General features: G+C 57.0%; 11 protein-coding genes and 1 riboswitch. Of the genes, 2 read left to right on the forward strand and 9 right to left on the reverse strand.

Translation table 11 applies throughout. The features are described from left to right. Positions 1-24: 24 nt before the first annotated feature. The 7 genes from thiE to M0G74_RS10725 all read right to left on the reverse strand — a co-directional run bounded on the left by thiE (position 25) and on the right by M0G74_RS10725 (position 8,481). Positions 25-1,572: a thiamine phosphate synthase gene (gene thiE, locus M0G74_RS10695; protein WP_248216633.1), complete on the reverse strand. Its 1,548-nt coding sequence runs from the start codon at positions 1,570-1,572 to the stop codon at positions 25-27. Next, a complete protein-coding gene (locus M0G74_RS10700; RefSeq protein ID WP_248216635.1) occupies positions 1,569-2,432 on the reverse strand; it encodes a thiazole synthase in 864 nt (287 codons plus the stop codon). Before M0G74_RS10700 ends, thiE begins: the two co-directional genes overlap by 4 nt. A gap of 13 nt (positions 2,433-2,445) precedes the next feature. Continuing rightward, entirely contained in the window at positions 2,446-2,646 is a 201-nt protein-coding gene (gene thiS / locus M0G74_RS10705; protein WP_248216637.1) for a sulfur carrier protein ThiS, read from the reverse strand. Further along, complete coding sequence (thiO, locus tag M0G74_RS10710) at positions 2,646-3,725, reverse strand: glycine oxidase ThiO (RefSeq protein ID WP_348983708.1); 1,080 nt, start codon at positions 3,723-3,725, stop codon at positions 2,646-2,648. Before thiO ends, thiS begins: the two co-directional genes overlap by 1 nt. Positions 3,726-3,912: 187 nt before the next feature. After that, positions 3,913-5,838: a phosphomethylpyrimidine synthase ThiC gene (gene thiC, locus M0G74_RS10715; RefSeq protein ID WP_248216640.1), complete on the reverse strand. Its 1,926-nt coding sequence runs from the start codon at positions 5,836-5,838 to the stop codon at positions 3,913-3,915. 140 nt (positions 5,839-5,978) lie between these two features. Then, a riboswitch (TPP riboswitch) is annotated at positions 5,979-6,077 on the reverse strand. Positions 6,078-6,322: 245 nt separating this feature from the next. Continuing rightward, positions 6,323-7,690, reverse strand: coding sequence for an aldehyde dehydrogenase family protein (locus M0G74_RS10720; RefSeq protein WP_248216642.1), 1,368 nt, complete (start codon positions 7,688-7,690; stop codon positions 6,323-6,325). A 17-nt stretch (positions 7,691-7,707) separates the two neighbouring features. Further along, positions 7,708-8,481: a sulfite exporter TauE/SafE family protein gene (locus M0G74_RS10725; protein ID WP_248216644.1), complete on the reverse strand. Its 774-nt coding sequence runs from the start codon at positions 8,479-8,481 to the stop codon at positions 7,708-7,710. A 186-nt stretch (positions 8,482-8,667) separates the two neighbouring features. On the opposite strand from M0G74_RS10725, the gene M0G74_RS10730 reads away from it, so the two are divergent. Next, the gene (locus M0G74_RS10730; RefSeq protein WP_248216647.1) at positions 8,668-8,955 is read left to right on the forward strand and encodes a hypothetical protein; all 288 of its coding nucleotides are present in this window, start codon (positions 8,668-8,670) and stop codon (positions 8,953-8,955) included. 375 nt (positions 8,956-9,330) lie between these two features. Here the strand turns inward: M0G74_RS10730 and M0G74_RS10735 are convergent, their stop codons facing one another. Beyond that, positions 9,331-11,838, reverse strand: a complete 2,508-nt coding sequence (locus M0G74_RS10735; RefSeq protein WP_248216649.1) for a di-heme oxidoredictase family protein — start codon at positions 11,836-11,838, stop codon at positions 9,331-9,333. 130 nt (positions 11,839-11,968) lie between these two features. Beyond that, the gene (locus M0G74_RS10740; RefSeq protein WP_248216651.1) at positions 11,969-15,019 is read right to left on the reverse strand and encodes a di-heme oxidoredictase family protein; all 3,051 of its coding nucleotides are present in this window, start codon (positions 15,017-15,019) and stop codon (positions 11,969-11,971) included. Between the two features lie 478 nt (positions 15,020-15,497). Here M0G74_RS10740 and M0G74_RS10745 point away from each other — a divergent pair, with 478 nt between their 5' ends. Next, complete coding sequence (locus tag M0G74_RS10745) at positions 15,498-17,033, forward strand: thymidine phosphorylase family protein (RefSeq protein ID WP_248216656.1); 1,536 nt, start codon at positions 15,498-15,500, stop codon at positions 17,031-17,033.

Here is a 17,033-nt window from a genome sequence, read left to right on the forward strand (position 1 = left end):
TCGGCTTCTCTCGGTACGTTTCGGCTATTCAATGACTGCTCGCAATTGTGCCACAGCCTCGCGATAGTCGGGGGCCCGGGTAATGGCAGTAACTACCGCGATACTGCCCACACCGCTGGCGGCCACCGCCGGCGCCCGCTCAAGATTGATACCACCAATGGCGACCAGCGGGTAATCCGGCAGCAGTGCCGCCATTCGGGCAAGCTTTTGCGAACCCTGCAACTGGCCGCTCATATCCTTGGTATTGGTGGCGTAGATGGCGCCGATGGCCAGGTAGCTGGGACGATATTGGTGGGCGTACAGCAGCTCGAAAAAGCCGTGCGTACTGATGCCAAGTTTGAGTCCCGCCTGCTGGATCGCCTTCAGGTCGGCGGTTTGCAGGTCTTCCTGTCCGAGGTGTACCCCGTAGGCGCCGCACTCGATGGCGAGCTGCCAGTGGTCGTTGATAAACAGGCGCAGGTCGTAGCGGCGGCCGATAGCCACGGCCTGCTCAATCTGCGCTTTCAGGTCGCTGCCCGGGTGCTTGATACGCAGTTGCAGGGTACGCACCCCCTCTGCTGCCAGTTTCTCGATCCACTCCACGGTTTCCACCACCGGGTAGAGTCCTAGCTGATTGGAGTCTGGCTGCGCGAATTCGGCGGCAAAATTCGCTGCCGCCGTTTCACTATACGTTCCGAAGGACTTTGCACGCTCGCTGCCGGCAACCAGCACCTCCGGAAAGTCCTGCAACTCTGTGGGCCAGCCACAGTGCCCCACAGGGCCAGCGCCCGCGCCAATGTGATCGCTGTTGCCCAACCGCAGTCCGCGGCGCACATAGGCATTGGCCACCACACAGGCGTCTTTCAGTGGGTAGCCCAGCGCCAATAACGCCGCGATTGCGGAAGACAGGGTACAACCAGTGCCGTGGGCATTGCGGGTGTCGATCTTTTTGCCGATCAACCAGTCGTTGCTGACATTCTCACCGGCCCCTGAGCACAGCAGGTCTGCCGTAGTACCCGGTTCAAACTCAAAGTGGCCGCCGGTCACCAGCAGAGCCGCGTGTCGATTGCCTCGCACCTTGTGTGCAGCCTTGAGAATGGCTTCTGCGCTGTCAGCACCAGTTCCGGCCAGCCATTCCAACTCAATACTGTTGGGTGTGATCAGGTCGCACAGGGGCAGCAGCTCGCTCAGTACGGCAGCGCCAGTGCTGTCTTCGGTCAACTGTGCGCCGCTGGTAGCGACAGCGACCGGGTCGTAGATCACCGGGATTGTCTCACCACGGGGTTTCAACGCGCGCAGGAATTCGGCCACCAGACGAACCTGTCCGGCATTTGCAAGCAAGCCGATCTTGATGGCTGCGGGTTTGAGATCGGCGAGCAGCGCATCCAGCTGCGATTGCAGCACTTCATCGGATACCGCATTGATCGCTGGCACCCCGAGGGTGTTCTGGGCGGTATTTGCGGTGATGGCACTACACCCGTGGACGCCGAGATAGTGCATGGTGAGCAGGTCCGCCTGAATACCCGCACCGCCACCGGAATCACTGCCTGCGATGGTCCAGACAATTGGGCGCTGGTGTTCTGTATCGTTCATATCTTTTCGCCCTCGCCTTTTTCCCCCTCGACTTTCTCCCCCTCACCATTTTTCTCGATACGTTCGGCGCTGAGAGTCTGCTGCCAGAACGGCATATCCAGTGTCGGAGTACTGGGGCTGGCGGTCTGGCGCTTGAGCATCAGGCCTGCATTGCGTGCGGCGCGGCCGGACTGTACAGCAAGCTTGAAAGATTCGGCCATCAGCACCGGGTTCTGGGCCTTGGCGATGGCGGTGTTGAGCAGTACGGCATCGAAGCCCATTTCCATGGCTTCACACGCCTGGGACGGTGCACCGATACCCGCATCGATAATCAGCGGCGTATCCGGCAGCCGCTCGCGTAGCGTCTGCAAATTGTATTTGTTCATCAGGCCGCGACCGGTGCCGATGGGGGAACCCCAGGGCATCAGTACTTGGCAACCCACATCCAGCAATTTGCGGCATACCACCAGGTCGTCGGTGCAATAAGGTAATACCTTGAAACCCCGATTTATCAGCTCCCGCGCGGCCTCGATCAGTCCGAAAGGATCCGGTTGCAAGTTGTAGTCATCGCCGATCACTTCCAGCTTGAGCCAGTCGGTGCCGAATATTTCCCGGCTCATTTCCGCCAGGGCGATGACTTCTTTCGGGGTTTTGCAGCCGGCGGTGTTGGGCAACAACTGGCAACCGGATTCCTGGATATAGTCCCAGATCATTTTTCCCTGCTGCTGAGCCGGGCTTTGCCGGCGCAGGGACAGGGTAATGATTTCCGATCCGGAGGCGGCGACGGATTCGCGCATGATCGCTGGTGACGGGTAGAGTGCGGTGCCTACCAGTAAACGGCTATCGAATTCTTTGCCGTAGAGTTTCAGTTTATCGGCCATCTGCTCTCTCCTTTCAGCCTCCTACAACCGGGGCGACGATATCCAGGCTATCACCCGCATTCAGCAATGTTTGCTCGTAGGTGGCACGGGGCACGAAGTCGCCGTTTAAGGCAACAGCGAAAGTCTCGCCGCTGTAGCCCAGTTGTTGCAACAATTCCGACAATGATTTTTCACTTTCAAAATTGTGTTGTTTGCCGTTGACCAGTAATTGCATCAGGTCACCTGTTCAGTCGTTTGGATGAATTTGGAAATTTCGCTTTCGGCCTGGGCTACCAGCGCGGGGGCCAGCAGGTAGCCGTGGCGGAAAAGGCCGTTGATGCGGATAAGACCCGGCTCGCTTTCCACTACCGGTAAGTTATCCATGGTGGCGGGGCGGCAGTTAACGCGGGTTTCAATGACTCGGGCTTCGGCGAATGCGGGGTGAATCGAATAGAGTGCGCTGGAGAGTTCCATGGTGGAGCGCAGGGATATGGGGCTCCTGTCTTCGCTTTCGATTTCGGTGGCACCGATGACGGTCTGGTTGTTGGCTCTGGGTACGGCGTAGAGTTGGTATCTGGGGTGCAGCAGGCGAACGGGGCGGTTTAATTGCACTTCCGGGGTTTCTACGACCATGACTTCGCCGCGGACGCCGCGCAGGCCATTGATCTGATTTTTTGCACCGAGGCCGCGGGTGTCGATGACCAGGTCGAAGTATTCGTTGCCGTTTTCGGTCTGGATTGTTTCGGAGCCGCAATCTACCGGGGTGTTTTCGCGGATTTCGATTTCGTATTGCTTGAGCGCTTTGAGCAGCGCCGGCAGTAGTTTTCGGTTGTCGATGTCGGCTTCGGATGCCAGGTAAAGGCCCTGGTCGAAGCGGTCGAGTTCAGGCTCTAGGTCTCGCAGGGCGTTGTTGTCTAGCCATTGCAGTTGGTCGCGGTTATCCGAGCCCAGTTTGGCGTTGAGCTCCTGTTGGAATTGCAGGAGTTCGCTGCGGTCTTGTGGGTGGGCGATGAGGATGCTGCCTTTTTCGCGATAATCGACTTTAGTGCCAGTCGCCTGTTCCAGCTGTTTTGCCCAATATGGCCAGTATTGCAGGCTTTGCATGCCGAGCTGATAGATGGGGAGTGGGCAGTGGAACAGTTCGGAGAGTGGCGAGATCATGCCGGCGGCGGCGTGACAGGCACCCGCAGGCTTTTCTAGGCTACCGGATTCGAACAGGGTTACTTGGTGGCCTTTTTCAGACAAGCGCCAGGCTAGAAGGCGGCCCATCAGGCCGGCTCCCGCTACTGCGATATTTATTTTCCGCTCTGCCACTTTAGGGTTCCGGGGTAGGTATTTGGGAGGTTCGGGGCGGCAGTGCTACGGGTAATTGTTTGCCAGACACGCCGTGAACCCATCCATGGGGGCTCTTCCGCGAGGTCCCTCTCGCGGAAGGTCTGGCAAACAATTACCCGTACCACTACCTGCTCGTTTCACTAAGCAGTTTCTATTAATTTGGGGGTTACCCCTTGTGATAGATCTCTGCGCCTAGTTCTTTAAACTTGATCGACATTTCTTCCATTCCTTTGTTGGCCTCTGCTTCCTGCTTCGCTGCGTAATCCCGTACGTCTTGGGTGATTTTCATTGAACAGAATTTCGGGCCACACATGGAGCAGAAGTGGGCGACCTTGCCGGATTCTTTTGGCAGGGTTTCATCGTGGTACATGCGCGCGCGTTCGGGGTCGAGGCCGAGGTTGAATTGGTCTTCCCAGCGGAATTCGAAGCGGGCTTTGGAGAGGGCGTCGTCGCGTTTGTAGGCTCTTGGATGGCCTTTGGCGAGGTCGGCGGCGTGGGCGGCGATTTTGTAGGCCATTAGGCCTTCTTTTACGTCTTCTTTATTCGGCAGGCCGAGGTGCTCTTTGGGGGTTACGTAGCAGAGCATGGCGCAGCCCATGCTGCCGATCATGGCGGCACCGATGCCGGAGGTGATGTGGTCGTAGCCTGGGGCTATGTCGGTGGTCAATGGGCCGAGGGTATAGAAAGGTGCGCCGTGACAGTGCTCCAGCTGTTCGTCCATGTTTTGTTTGATCTTGTGCATGGGCACGTGGCCGGGGCCTTCGATCATGGTTTGGACGTCGTGTTTCCAGGCGATTTCGGTGAGTTCGCCGAGGGTGTGCAGTTCACCAAACTGGGCTTCGTCGTTGGCGTCGGCGATACAGCCGGGGCGCAGGCCGTCGCCGAGTGAAAAGCTGACATCGTAAGCTTTCAGGATTTCACAAATATCCTCGAAGTGGGTGTAGAGGAAGTTTTCTTTGTGGTGGGCGAGGCACCATTTGGCCATGATGGAGCCACCGCGGGAGACGATGCCGGTGGCGCGTTTGGCGGTCAGTGGTACGTAGCGCAGCAATACGCCGGCGTGGATGGTGAAGTAGTCGACGCCCTGCTCTGCCTGTTCGATCAGGGTATCGCGGAATACGTCCCAGTTGAGGTCTTCGGCGATACCGTTCACTTTTTCCAGGGCCTGGTAAATCGGTACGGTGCCGATGGGTACCGGTGAGTTGCGCAGGATCCATTCACGGGTTTCGTGGATGTTTTGGCTGGTGGAAAGATCCATTACGGTGTCGCCGCCCCATTTGATGGACCAGACGAGTTTTTCCACTTCTTCTTCGATAGAGGAGGTAATCGCGGAGTTGCCGATGTTGGAGTTCACTTTACACAGGAAGTTGCGGCCGATGATCATCGGTTCCAGTTCTGTGTGATTGATGTTCGCGGGGATAATGGCACGGCCTTCGGCGACTTCGCGGCGGACGAATTCCGGGGTGATTTGTGGCGGAATATAGATGCCTTCGCGGGCTTTCTGATAGTCCGTTGTCGTTAGTTCCTCAGCGATTTTCGCGCGGCCCATATTTTCGCGGATGGCGATAAATTCCATTTCCGGGGTGATGATGCCCTGGCGCGCGTAGTGCATCTGGGTGACGTTCTTGCCGGGCTTGGCTTTGCGCGGTGCGGGCAGGTTATCGAAGCGGATATGGTCGAGGCCCTGGTCGGCCATGCGTTTCTGGCTGTAGGCGGCCTGGCGGGTGTCGAGTATTTCGGTGTCGCCGCGAGATTCGATCCACTGTTGGCGCAGTTTCGGCAGGCCTTCGCGGACATTGGGTTTGTAGTCTGGGTCGGAGTATGGGCCGGCGGTGTCGTAGACCTGCAACGGTTCATTGGGCTCAAATACGGGGTTTTGTTCGTCGCCGCCGACGAGGCTTTGGCCTAGGCAGATTTCGCGAACGCCGACCTTGACGCCTTCATGCTCTCCTTGCAGGTAGACTTTGCGGGAGTTGGGGAATTGTTGGGCGGTGAGGTTATCGAGGAATTTTTTGGCACTTTCCTGCTGTTCGGCGCGGCTCTTCTTATTTGTTTTATTAGTGTTGGTTTTTGGTTCGGCGACTTGAGACATGCTGACCCCTTGCGTCATTTCTGACGTTCCGTGGATGGTATCCGTGAGTGGATGCCGGGGGGCAGATGGGAGAGCGGGTTTCGGACGCGCAGATTTAAAAATGCATTTAAATCTGGATTCAAACGTGCGTACGAAAAGTAGCGAATTCAGATCTTGTTCCCTACGCGGGGGTTACCCCGATCAGGTTCAACGGATCTCGCAACAGCGATCTCAGCCCAAAGGCACTCCGACAAGTTGGGGCCGAGTATAGTGGTAATTTGACCGGAAGGACAAGTCTTTGGAGTATTTTGGCGTTAGCCTGGTCCTATCGTAGTGGGAGCTTCGTAGCTCTTGCGGTGGCGGCCGGGCACTGGGTGGAAGGTTTCAGGACCGCTGTGTACCCATCCCTGGGCGCTGCGGCGGCGACGTCCTGTCGCCGACGCTCCTGAAACCTTCCACCCAGCACCCGGCCTTCGATTCAAGTTAAATACTTTGTAGCAACTGATCAGATCACCAGTGTTTTTTGATAGCTCATTTCGCGGATGGCGTAGCTCACGCCTTCTCTGCCTACCCCACTTTCCTTTACACCGCCGAATGGGAAATGTTCGGCGCGGAAGCCCGGGCCGTCGTTGACGGCGAGCAGGCCTACGTCCAGTTGGTTGTATAGACGTTTGGCGAGGGCGAGGTTTTGAGTAAATACGCCGGCTTGCAGGCCGAAGGGCGAGTTATTGATAAGAGACACGAGTTCGGCTTCGTCGTCGAACTTGCGCAGCGGTACAACCGGGCCGAAGGTTTCTTCGGCAACCAGTTCGGCGTCGTCGGCGACGTTGTCGAGGATGGTTGGCCAGAGAATGTTGCCTTCGCGTTTGTGACCAAACAGAACCTTTGCTCCGCCCTGTACGGCAGATTCAATGCGTCCTGCCACTTCGTCGGCGGCGGCGGTGTGGATCAAGGGGCCTACGAAGGTGTCGTCAAGAGCCGGGTCGCCGACGTTTAGATTGGCGGTGGCGGTGACGAGCTTTTCGGTGAAGACTTCGAATACTTCGCTGTGGACGAACAGGCGTTTGGCGGCGGTGCAGCGTTGGCCGGCAGTGGCGAAGCGCTGGTTGATGGTGGCGTTTACGGCGGCATCAAGGTCGGCGTCGGGCATGACGATGAGGGGATCGTTGCCGCCGAGTTCGAACAGCATTTTTTTGTAGCCGGCGTTCTTCGCGATGGCGTTGGCGGCGGCGGTGCCGCCGGTGAAGTTGATGGCTTGGATTTCGCGGTGGGACACCGCGTAACTTGTTGCTTCGATATCCGGGATCAGCATTTGCAGTACGGATTTGTCCATGCCGGCGGCGTAGCAGATTTCTACCAGCAGCTCCGCGGAACGTTTGTTTTGCGGGCCGGGTTTGAACAGGATGGTGTTGCCTGCGGCAAAGGCGGGGCCGATTTTGTGCACTGCGATGTTGATCGGGAAGTTGAATGGCGTGATGCACAGCACGGTGCCCAGCGGCTTCCACAGTACCACACCGATTTTTTCGCGCATGGGCGGGAAGGCGTCGGAGTCGAGGGCTTCGCCGTTGATATTGCGGGCTTCCATGGCGCTGGACAGGGCGGTGTTGTAGGCGCGGTCGATTTCGATTCGGCTGTCGCTGATGGTTTTGCCAGTTTCTTCACAAATCAAACGGGCCAGGTCTTCCTTGCGTTCCAGCATCAGCTGGGCAAGTTTCATCAGGATATTCGAGCGCTCAAATGCGGGGGTGGCCCGCTGGATTTGGCGGCCGGCCACCAGGGTTTGGATCGCCTGCTCTACTCGTTCTTTGGTGTGGAAGTCGTAGGCTTCAATCTGCTCGCCGTTGTAGGGATTAATAATCTGATAATCGGCCATCGTATATACCTAAATTCTTATGCTACAAACAACTGGTAAACAATGCGCGCCCCGGCAATCAGCAGTGCCGCACGCATTAAATTGAAAAAGACTTCGCTGTTGATCCGGTTCAAAAGTGCAATACCAATACGGGTACCAATCACCGCAGCTACGGTGAGCAGCAGGATCAGTCCCAAGTGATCGGAGAAGGCAAACCCCAGATAAATAAACGCAGGCACCTTGAGCGCGTGGCACCAGGCCTGCATCACGGACTTGTTCGCCACAATCTCTTTGGGCGTCATATCCTTGCGCACAAAGAAAGCAGCCAGCAGCGGATCTACCGCCCCCGCGACAATACCTAATGTGCCGGTCGCGATGCCCACCCAGAAAAAATTGCGCGGTTTCAGTCGAATTTCCGGCAGTTTTTTCGGTTTGAAAACGGTGTAGAAAATCAGTACTGCCAGCAACACCAACGGCAGCTGTTGCCAATCGAGATTGGCCAGCCCCAGGGTCATAGCGGCGGAGCCCAGGGTGCAACCAATAAAAAACGGGATGCATTGCTCCCAACGGATATGTTCGCGCACGTAGGCAACGCGAGCGAGATTATTCAGTAGCTGCACGGCGCCATGAATCGGCACCAGGGCACGCAACGGGATAACCACGTTCAATGCGGCAAACATCAAAATGCCACCCGCGCCGCCGGTCACCGCAGAGATAAACGCACTGACCACGCAGACAGCAAGTAACAGCCCAAGGGCAAGGCCGGGGCTCTGGTCTGGCATCAGGCTTAACAGCGAACCCAGCTCCGCCAAGGAAGACCCCCACACTTAGAATAGTGACTGATATTAATGCGAACGTACTCGTTCGAACGGTTTTTGAGCGATGGCCAGTCTACCCATATGACAGGCTTAAACCCAGTAGTCACGGGCCCGCAGCTGGTCATTTAGGGACATAAACAGCGAATTAGGGCATTGTTCTGACTACCCTAAACTGGAGCCATGAAGCCCGATACCAGTACCGCCATGCGCGAGATCATCTCGGAAGTCCGCACCACCCTGCCCTTCACCATGCCGGCGGCCGAGCTGTGTGCGGGCCCTTGCCAGGGTTGCGCGAAGAAGTTGTTGGAGTATCTGGATCAGGAGATCGAGGAATGGGAAAGCCGCCTGGAAGCGGATGAGAAACCGACTCTTGGAGAGGTCTCCAGGTTCGCCAAGACCTGCACCCGTATTCACAGGGCAATTGCTGCAAATGGGTTGATAGCCGCGGATCATATTTCGGTGCCATAGCGGAAGTGCACTGAAGCAGGCACGGTGGCGGTGAATCACTGGGTATCGGCTTTCGAAACCGCTGTGAACCCATCCCTGGGCGCTGCGGCGCAAACATCCTGTTTGCGACGCTTTCGAAAGCCGATCCCCAGCACTTCACCTTTAGCTCTGCCACCTAGGCTTCGTAGAACCGGTCTGTGTATGTAAATTTTCTTACGAAGCTGAAGCCTTCGAATCGAAGTTAAAGTGCCGGGTACGGGTTTTCAGGAGCGTCGGCGACAGGGACGTCGCCGACGCAGCGTACATGGATGTATTCACAGCGGTCCTGAAAACCCGTACCCGGTGCTTTAACGCCACCAAACGACATAAGAACCCCCAAAATTCGGGGCTAGGACATCAAAGCGAGTTCAAAAAAGCTTTTACGGCATTGCGGTCACCAGCACTCATCGATTCATAATTCAATCGACTCTGAGTGGCTTCACCGCCATGCCAGAGAATCGCCTCATCCAGCGTGCGTGCCCGTCCATCGTGGAGGTAACGCACATTCTCCTCGCCATTTTGAACATACTTGAGACTGCCCAATCCCCACAGCGGCGCCGTCCGCCACAAGTTGCCGGCAGCCTCCCCTTGCGCAAGAGAGTCGGCGAGATCCGGCCCCATATCATGCAGCAGCAGATCGGTATACGGCTTGATCTGTTGATTGCGCAATTCCGCCAGCGGGTGCCGGTCCGAAGTCGTGAACGAAGCCTTGTGACAACCGGTGCAGCCCGCGTCACCAAACTTCTGTTCCCCCAGTGTAATTTCTTGGGGGTTCATATCGTGCTCCGGCGACACGCGGATACCCGCAGGGTAGCCACTGCGCAGACTGCGCTGGGCAGGTACTCCCAGCAACGCCAGATACTGATGCAGACGCGTCAGTTCGGTTTCCGAGACATGCGTCGAGACACCCGCTACATGGCAGTTGTCATCACTCTTCTGGCAGTCGCGCAGCGGATATACCGGTGAAGTGATCCCCATATCCTGCACCAATGCTTCCGCAACCTGATGCCGCAATCCCGCTTTTGCCGCCTTCCAACCCAAGCGCCCGAGTCGGGTTTGCCCGGTTTCCGGATCCGTCACAAAATTCGCGCGGCCGCGAATACCATCGCCATTGCTGTCCTCCGGATCTACATTGACCAGGATGTACGCCTCATCAATCGCCTCCAATAATCCAAGGCCAATTACCTGCGGCGCCTGGCGCACGGAAAAGGTATCCGGCACTGCACCCGCAAACTGATACAGCGGCTTTTGCAGTTCCACCTGAGTGCCATCGTTCAGCGTCCGGTACTGGGTCTGCATCGACTGGATGCGCACCGAGTAATCCGCAGCGCCGCTATCCTGCGCCTGCTGCTGGATATTAAAGCCGTACACCGGATGGGGGTTGCTATTACTGTCACCGGTCAGCACCGACAGGGTATCCAGTGTCTCGCCTACGGCCACCGTCGCACTGCGCCCATTCTGGATGTGACAGCCGATACAGCGCTCCGCATTAAAACGTGGACCTAACTGATTACTGTGTGCGGAAAATACCGGGTTTTCGTTGGGAAATTCCGAGTGAACACCATCGTCGAAGGAAGTGTGGAACAGCCTGCGGCCCTCGACAAAGCGCTGGGTGTTTTGAATCCCGATATTATTCGCCATCTGCTGGAACATCCGCATCGGCTCCTCGGAATAGTTATAAGAAATACTGGTATCGCCACCCAGCAGAGTTTCTGACGGTAACGGCTCCGAGTCCAGGTTGGGATGAATGCCGTACCAGGGGCGCATCCCCACACCGACCACGTAAAGTTGTTCAAACGAGTAATAGCGCTCACCACCGCCATCGATCACCGGTGTCTGCAATCGCGGCGCGGGTGCCAGCTCAATTTTGTCGCCAACCTGCAACGGGCTGTGCGGATCGGTTCGCCAGTTGGAATCCACTTCCATAAAGCAATCCGGCACCCCCGCATGGCACAGCGGCTGGCCACCTTCATTGGGGTTGTTGAAACCGTAGTTCAGCGACCAGCCGAATTCTGTCACCGTCGGGTCCAGTACATTGCGGAACAGGCTGAAGGTGGTGCCGTAGAACGAGCCGGCATTCACGTGCATGTAGAACTGCACCTTGTTGCCGCCCGCAGCCACGTTGTCGCGGATCTCCAGGCCAAAGGTGCGGTTCTGGAAATAAAACGGCGGGAATGTCAGGTATCGACCAGGCTGCACATCCTCCCAATCCCAGGGCTCTCCGCGCTCGCGTGCGTGACGCTCGGTCGGTCGCGCGCCCATCAGGGTTACCAGGGTGCCATCGGGCTCGGTGTACTGAATCTGCTCCAGTGCCTCAATCCCTTCCGGAAACAACGGCACATAGGCCACAGGCCCGGTGGGCTCACCGCCCTCGCCCTCCACCCGGACCTCAAACAGCGAATAGCCCCAGGCGTTACCCTCACTCGGCTCAAGTGCCATTACCCGCAGATGCCGGTAGCTGCCGGACAGATCCAGCACATCGGTGCGGTTACCGAAAACGCCATCATTTTTTGACGCCAGCGTTGTCCACTGATTGCCATCATTTGAACCCTGCACCTCAAATCGTTTCGGGTTTGCCGCCTCCCAGTCCAGTTCGATCTTGCCGAGCTCCGTGGAAGCCCCGAGATCAATACTGAGCCAGCTGGGTGTCACGCCATGTTCGGATTCCCAGCGGCTGTAACCACTTCCATCCACCGCGTCCGCCGCCGGACGCAACTGGGTACTCGCTGATACCGGTTTATTCAGGGCCAGGTTTTCCGCAGCCAGAGCGGGCCATGAAAAAGTGGAAACTAGTGCGGCAACAGCCACAAGCCGCCCCGCGAGGACACCTTGCAGGCGTCGCGTGTTATTGATTTTCCTCATCATGCATTTCCTGATTTATCGCTGATTATTTTTGTAATTCAGTAGATGTTTCAGTGTTGGGAGCAGAACTTCGGATTCGTTGCCCAATGTGCAAGGCACCCACTGCTCCCTGGTTGATGCGCGCTTTTGAGATTTACAGCGAGCGCAAAAACGCGATCAGTTCGGCTCGCTGTCCGGCCGCAAGTGCCCGATAACCCGCCTGACTGTTTGCGGCCTCCCCACCGTGCCAGAGAATTGCCTCCTCAATGGAGCGCGCCCGACCGTCGTGCAATAGGCTTGTGTGTCCGCTGACTGCCTCCAACATGCCAAGTCCCCAGAGCGGTGGTGTTCGCCATTCGCGATTGAGCGCCGGCGACGCGGTCAGACTGTCAGCCAGCTCCTCGCCCATGTCGTGCAGCAGTAAATCCGTGTAGGGACGTATGGTATTGCCGCGCAGTTCAGGAAGATCATGGCGGTAACCGGTGTCCATGGAAGGTCGATGACAGGCGACACAACCCAAGTTGCTGAAATGCTGCTGCCCGGCGATAACCGCTGGCTGATTCACTTCATCGGGACGGCGGGACGGCGCACCCAGGGCCTGCAGGTACACAACCATTTCCTGCAAACGCAGATCACTCAGTTCCACCCCCTGCCCGGAGTTCTGCTGGCAGGCGGTTTGCTCGGCGCCACAGGCGGGGCTTGGCAGTACAGATGTGGTAACACCAATATCGGCACTGAGTGCTTCCGCGGTGAAATCCAGCAGGCTTGAAGAGGTCGCTTTCCAGCCAAAGCGACCGATCTGTCGCTCACCGGCGGACGGTGAATCCACAACATTTGCGCGACCGGAAATACCATCACCGTTTGCGTCATCCGGATCCTTCCAGGCCAGAATTTCGCTTTCCGGCACCGCTTCCAGCAAGCCCAGGCCGGTAATACTTTGTGGCATGCGCGGCGAAATAAACGGCGCGGCCCCACCGGCGGCGTCACTCGCTACAACGGTGTAATGAGGCTCCTGCAGGGTGTACGCAGCGCCATCGTTAAAAGTTCCGCTTTTTGTGGAGTAGTTGACGACAACGTTCGCCTCCGCGGGAATGGCCGAGTTCAGCGACGTTCCCTGTAGGGCACTGCCAAAGTAGCTGTGCGCTTCAGGTTTGCCCAATTCATCGAAATAACCGTTACCGATTTTGGTAACCAGAGTATCCAGCGGTTGATTATTTTGGGGGGCAATGCCGCGACCGTTATTGATGTGGCAACCGAAGCAGGAGTTTTTCACCAGCAGTCCATCTGCCAGGTTCGCCAGTTCGGGAAAATCGGGATTGCCCGCTTCCTCGTGAACGCCGCTGTCAAAACGCGTATGGAATACCCGGCGCCCCTGCATAAACACATTGTGCGTGTCCCACTGTGTGTTCAGCCCCTCCCGCATATACGTTGTCCAATCCGCAACGCCGCTATCCACGACATAGTTATCGTACACATCGATGCCATCGAGAATGGGAAAGGTCACTAGCTCGCCGGAAGGATTGGCTTTTTGCGTCCACTTGCCATTACTCGCCACTTTATAGGTGACGGTATTGTCGGCATTCACGCTAATGATTTCCGCCGCGGGTACTGCGTCACCTGCTCGAACATAGGGTGCCGATGCGCGGCCGCCACTGCGAAGTTGTGCATCCAATACTTCATCGTTCACAATGAACAGGCCCGGCTGACCGAGCTTTATCCGATAGGTATCGGTGTAGTAGACGGCCTGCCCACGCACGTTCGGGTCACCCTCAAAACGCCCCAGAAACTGTTGCAGCTCAAACTCCATCCACTCGCCCACGCGCATAACACCGTCGTCACCGTTGTGCGCATCCCGCTGGATGCGGCAAACCCAGCGTTCACCGGTCCCGTCTGCCGCCGCTTGCTGCAGTTTTTCATCCATGCCGGCATTGTTGTTGAAGTCTGCACGCCACTCATTGCTATAGGAGGAGCGGCACCCGGGCGGTACATAGTTCGCGTACTCGGGGTGATAAAAAATCTCTACCAGGTTCTCACCGGCCGGGGTGTGATCGTGAATTTCGATCTCGAAGGTGCGGTGTTCAAAATAATGGGTGGGGAAGGTATAGAAAATATCTTCCGATTCGTGCCGTGAGCGCGCGCGTCCGCTGGCCAGGGTCACGATGGTGCCGTCCGCTTCGACTCGCCATTCCTGTGAACTTTCCGGCGTGTAGACCGTGTCATACAGGGTGTTATAAGTGAGGTTTGAAAAGTCTGGAGGCGGCAGATTTGAGGGCAGATCAACCTCCGGTGGCGGATCGATATCACCCGCGCGCGCAAAGACCTGGAATTCCCAAATCGAATAGCCCCAGTCATTGCCGTCGCTGCGCTCGGCGCCGTACATCCTCACATAGCGGTAGTTACCACTGACTGCCAGTGCATCGGTACGACTGCCAAACTCGCCGCCGCTAAAGGTTTGCAGCGTGTCCCAGTTGGCCCCGTCCAGGGAACCCTGCACCTCATAGCGCTTGGCATTCGCCGCTTCCCAATCCAGCACCACCTGAGACAGTGGGTAGCTATCGCCCAGATCTACCGCGATCCAGGAAGGGTCGACAGCGTGATCGCTCTCCCAGCGTGTACCGCCATTGCCATCGATCGCCTGGGACGCATCCCCTGAACTGGCACTGGCACTCCCGAGCAGCGCGATATTGTCATCGGCTGGGACTTCAACAATCGCCGTACCCTCCACTTCCATTTCCCAGATCGAATAGCCCCAGGCATTTTCCGCACTGCGCTGTAAGGCATTCATGCGCACATAGCGGTAGTTTCCTGTCAACGGCAGAACATCCGTCCGGTTGCCAAATGCACCACCGGTAAAGCTTGCTATCTGGTTCCAGTTCACGCCATTGGCGCTGCCTTCGATGATGTAATCCGAAGCATTCGCCGCCTCCCAATAAATGGTTGCGCTTTCCAGTTGGAAGGTATCCGCGAGGTCCACGGTCAGGCTACTTGGGTCCACCTGGTGTGCGCTTTCCCATCGGGTATTCTGGTTACCATCAAAGGCCAACGATGCCGACTGAATTTCGCTCGTCGCCGAAGCGGGTTTATTTAAAGTGAGAATCTCCGCAGCAAGGACTGGCCACGAAAAGATGGAACAGAGAGAAGCAACAGCCACAAGCCGCCCCGCGAGGGCACCCTGGAGGTGTCGCGTAGTTTTGATTTTCCTCATCACGCATTTCCTGTTTATCGCTGATTATTTTTATATTTCATCAGTCATGTCCGGCGACTTCGTTCGCCCGGGAAACTGCGGGAATAAATTAATGTGCTTTGAATAGGGAGGGATATCCCATGTTGAAATCATCGGGAATCGGGAGAGAAAAAGGTATTTACCCGCCAGACTCGGACCTGACGCACATAAGACGGAAGAAATACAGGCCGTAAATCCTGCTCACTTCAACAGGAAAGCAAAAGTGGGAAGCGTCATTTGAAGGGTTGATGGCAACTTACGGTATATGGAGTCTATTAACGCGCTATCGCCAGGGATTCCGTAAGCCACCCGCAAAGATCACATTAACTTGCGGCCATCACATAAGCGAACTTGAATTAAATAGAGGGCTGATATGACCTAATGACGGAGATCGGCGGGGTCACAGGACGCTCCGCCTACCCGGCCAGGCTGCCCCGTATGATGTTTCCAGGAAGACGCCATGTCTCGGGCCATGCCGCTTTACGCCTACAAAATGGGGATAGATACCCACCAGGAACCACTGGTTTATATGCGCGCCGACTGCGCCATCTGTCGCGCAGAGGGCTATACCGCCAATACGCGACTGCAGATCAACGCCAACTCCCACACCTTGATCGCCACACTCAACACGGTGGCGGAAGAAATCCTGCCCCACGGTAGCATTGGTTTTTCCGACAGCGCCTGGGCATTCCTGTCACTGACACACGGGCAATCGGTAACGGTAGGCCATGTGCCCCAGGTTCATTCGTTGAGTGCGCTGCGCAAAAAAATCTATGGTCATTCGCTGGAAGCGGACGAAATCAACAGCATTATTCGCGACATCAACCTGCGTCTGTATTCCGACATTGAAATCGCCGGATTTATTTCCGCTTGCGCCGGCGGCCGTCTCACCGCCTCGGAAACAACTGCGCTGACCCGAGCCATGGCACAAGTGGGCAACCAGCTGCACTGGCCCGAGCACGAACGAGTCTTCGACAAACACTGTATCGGCGGACTTCCGGGAAATCGCACCACGCCGATTGTGGTATCCATTGTCAGCGCTGCCGGGCTGATCATTCCGAAAACGTCCTCCCGCGCCATCACATCGCCCGCGGGCACCGCCGATACCATGGCGGTACTGACCAACGTTGACCTTCCACTGGACCAATTGCGCAGCGTCATCACGCGCACCGGCGCCTGCCTGATCGCCGGTGGCGAGGTGGGCCTCAGCCCGACGGATGATTTTCTGATCCGTATCGAGCGCGCTCTGGATCTCGATAGCGAAGGCCAACTTGTCGCCTCGGTTCTGTCCAAGAAAATGGCCGCGGGCTCCACCCATATCCTAATCGATATGCCGGTCGGTAAAACAGCAAAGGTACGCAGTCAGGAACAGGCCGACGTTTTGGCGGAACTCTTCCAGAATGTCGCCGAGGCACTCGGTTTGACGGTGAGATGTGTGATGACCGATGGCACCCAGGCCATTGGTAACGGTATTGGTCCGGCGGAAGAAGCCCGGGATGTTTTGAGCGTGCTGCGCAATGCGCGTAACGCCCCGCCGGACCTCGAAAACCGTGCGGTGTATCTCGCGGGGCAGCTGTTATCGATGGCAACCGGTGCTGATGAAGCAGAAGCCATGCAACAGGCACGAGAGATTCTCCGCTCAGGACAAGCCTGGACACAGTTCCGTTCCATTTGCGAGGCCCAGGGGGGACTCCACGAACTACCGATCGCCAGTCATCACACGGAATTACGCAGCGAATGCGCAGGGCTGCTACGCAGTATGGACAACCGGCGCCTCGCACACCTGGCAAAGGTCGCTGGCGCGCCCTCTTCACCGGAAGCTGGCTTGCGTTTGCAAGCGAAAGTGGGAGACAGAATCGAGGCGCGGCAACCTCTCGCCACCCTGTACGCATCGACGTTGGGTGAGCTGACGTACGCCCGGGATTATTTTCACCAGAACCGGGACCTGTTTGAAATATCCGGCTCCGCAAAACCCGGTGTGAGCAAGGGGCGCTAA

The organism is Microbulbifer sp. CAU 1566 (assembly GCF_023156515.1).
Taxonomy (GTDB): Bacteria; Pseudomonadota; Gammaproteobacteria; order Pseudomonadales; family Cellvibrionaceae; genus Microbulbifer.

Coding starts and splice junctions, on each gene's coding strand:
- thiE (WP_248216633.1), bottom strand. CDS start 1,572: ATGAACGATACAGAACACCAGCGCCCAATTGTCTGGACCATCGCAGGC.
- M0G74_RS10700 (WP_248216635.1), bottom strand. CDS start 2,432: ATGGCCGATAAACTGAAACTCTACGGCAAAGAATTCGATAGCCGTTTA.
- thiS (WP_248216637.1), bottom strand. CDS start 2,646: ATGCAATTACTGGTCAACGGCAAACAACACAATTTTGAAAGTGAAAAA.
- thiC (WP_248216640.1), bottom strand. CDS start 5,838: ATGTCTCAAGTCGCCGAACCAAAAACCAACACTAATAAAACAAATAAG.
- M0G74_RS10720 (WP_248216642.1), bottom strand. CDS start 7,690: ATGGCCGATTATCAGATTATTAATCCCTACAACGGCGAGCAGATTGAA.
- M0G74_RS10730 (WP_248216647.1), top strand. CDS start 8,668: ATGAAGCCCGATACCAGTACCGCCATGCGCGAGATCATCTCGGAAGTC.
- M0G74_RS10735 (WP_248216649.1), bottom strand. CDS start 11,838: ATGATGAGGAAAATCAATAACACGCGACGCCTGCAAGGTGTCCTCGCG.
- M0G74_RS10740 (WP_248216651.1), bottom strand. CDS start 15,019: ATGAGGAAAATCAAAACTACGCGACACCTCCAGGGTGCCCTCGCGGGG.
- M0G74_RS10745 (WP_248216656.1), top strand. CDS start 15,498: ATGTCTCGGGCCATGCCGCTTTACGCCTACAAAATGGGGATAGATACC.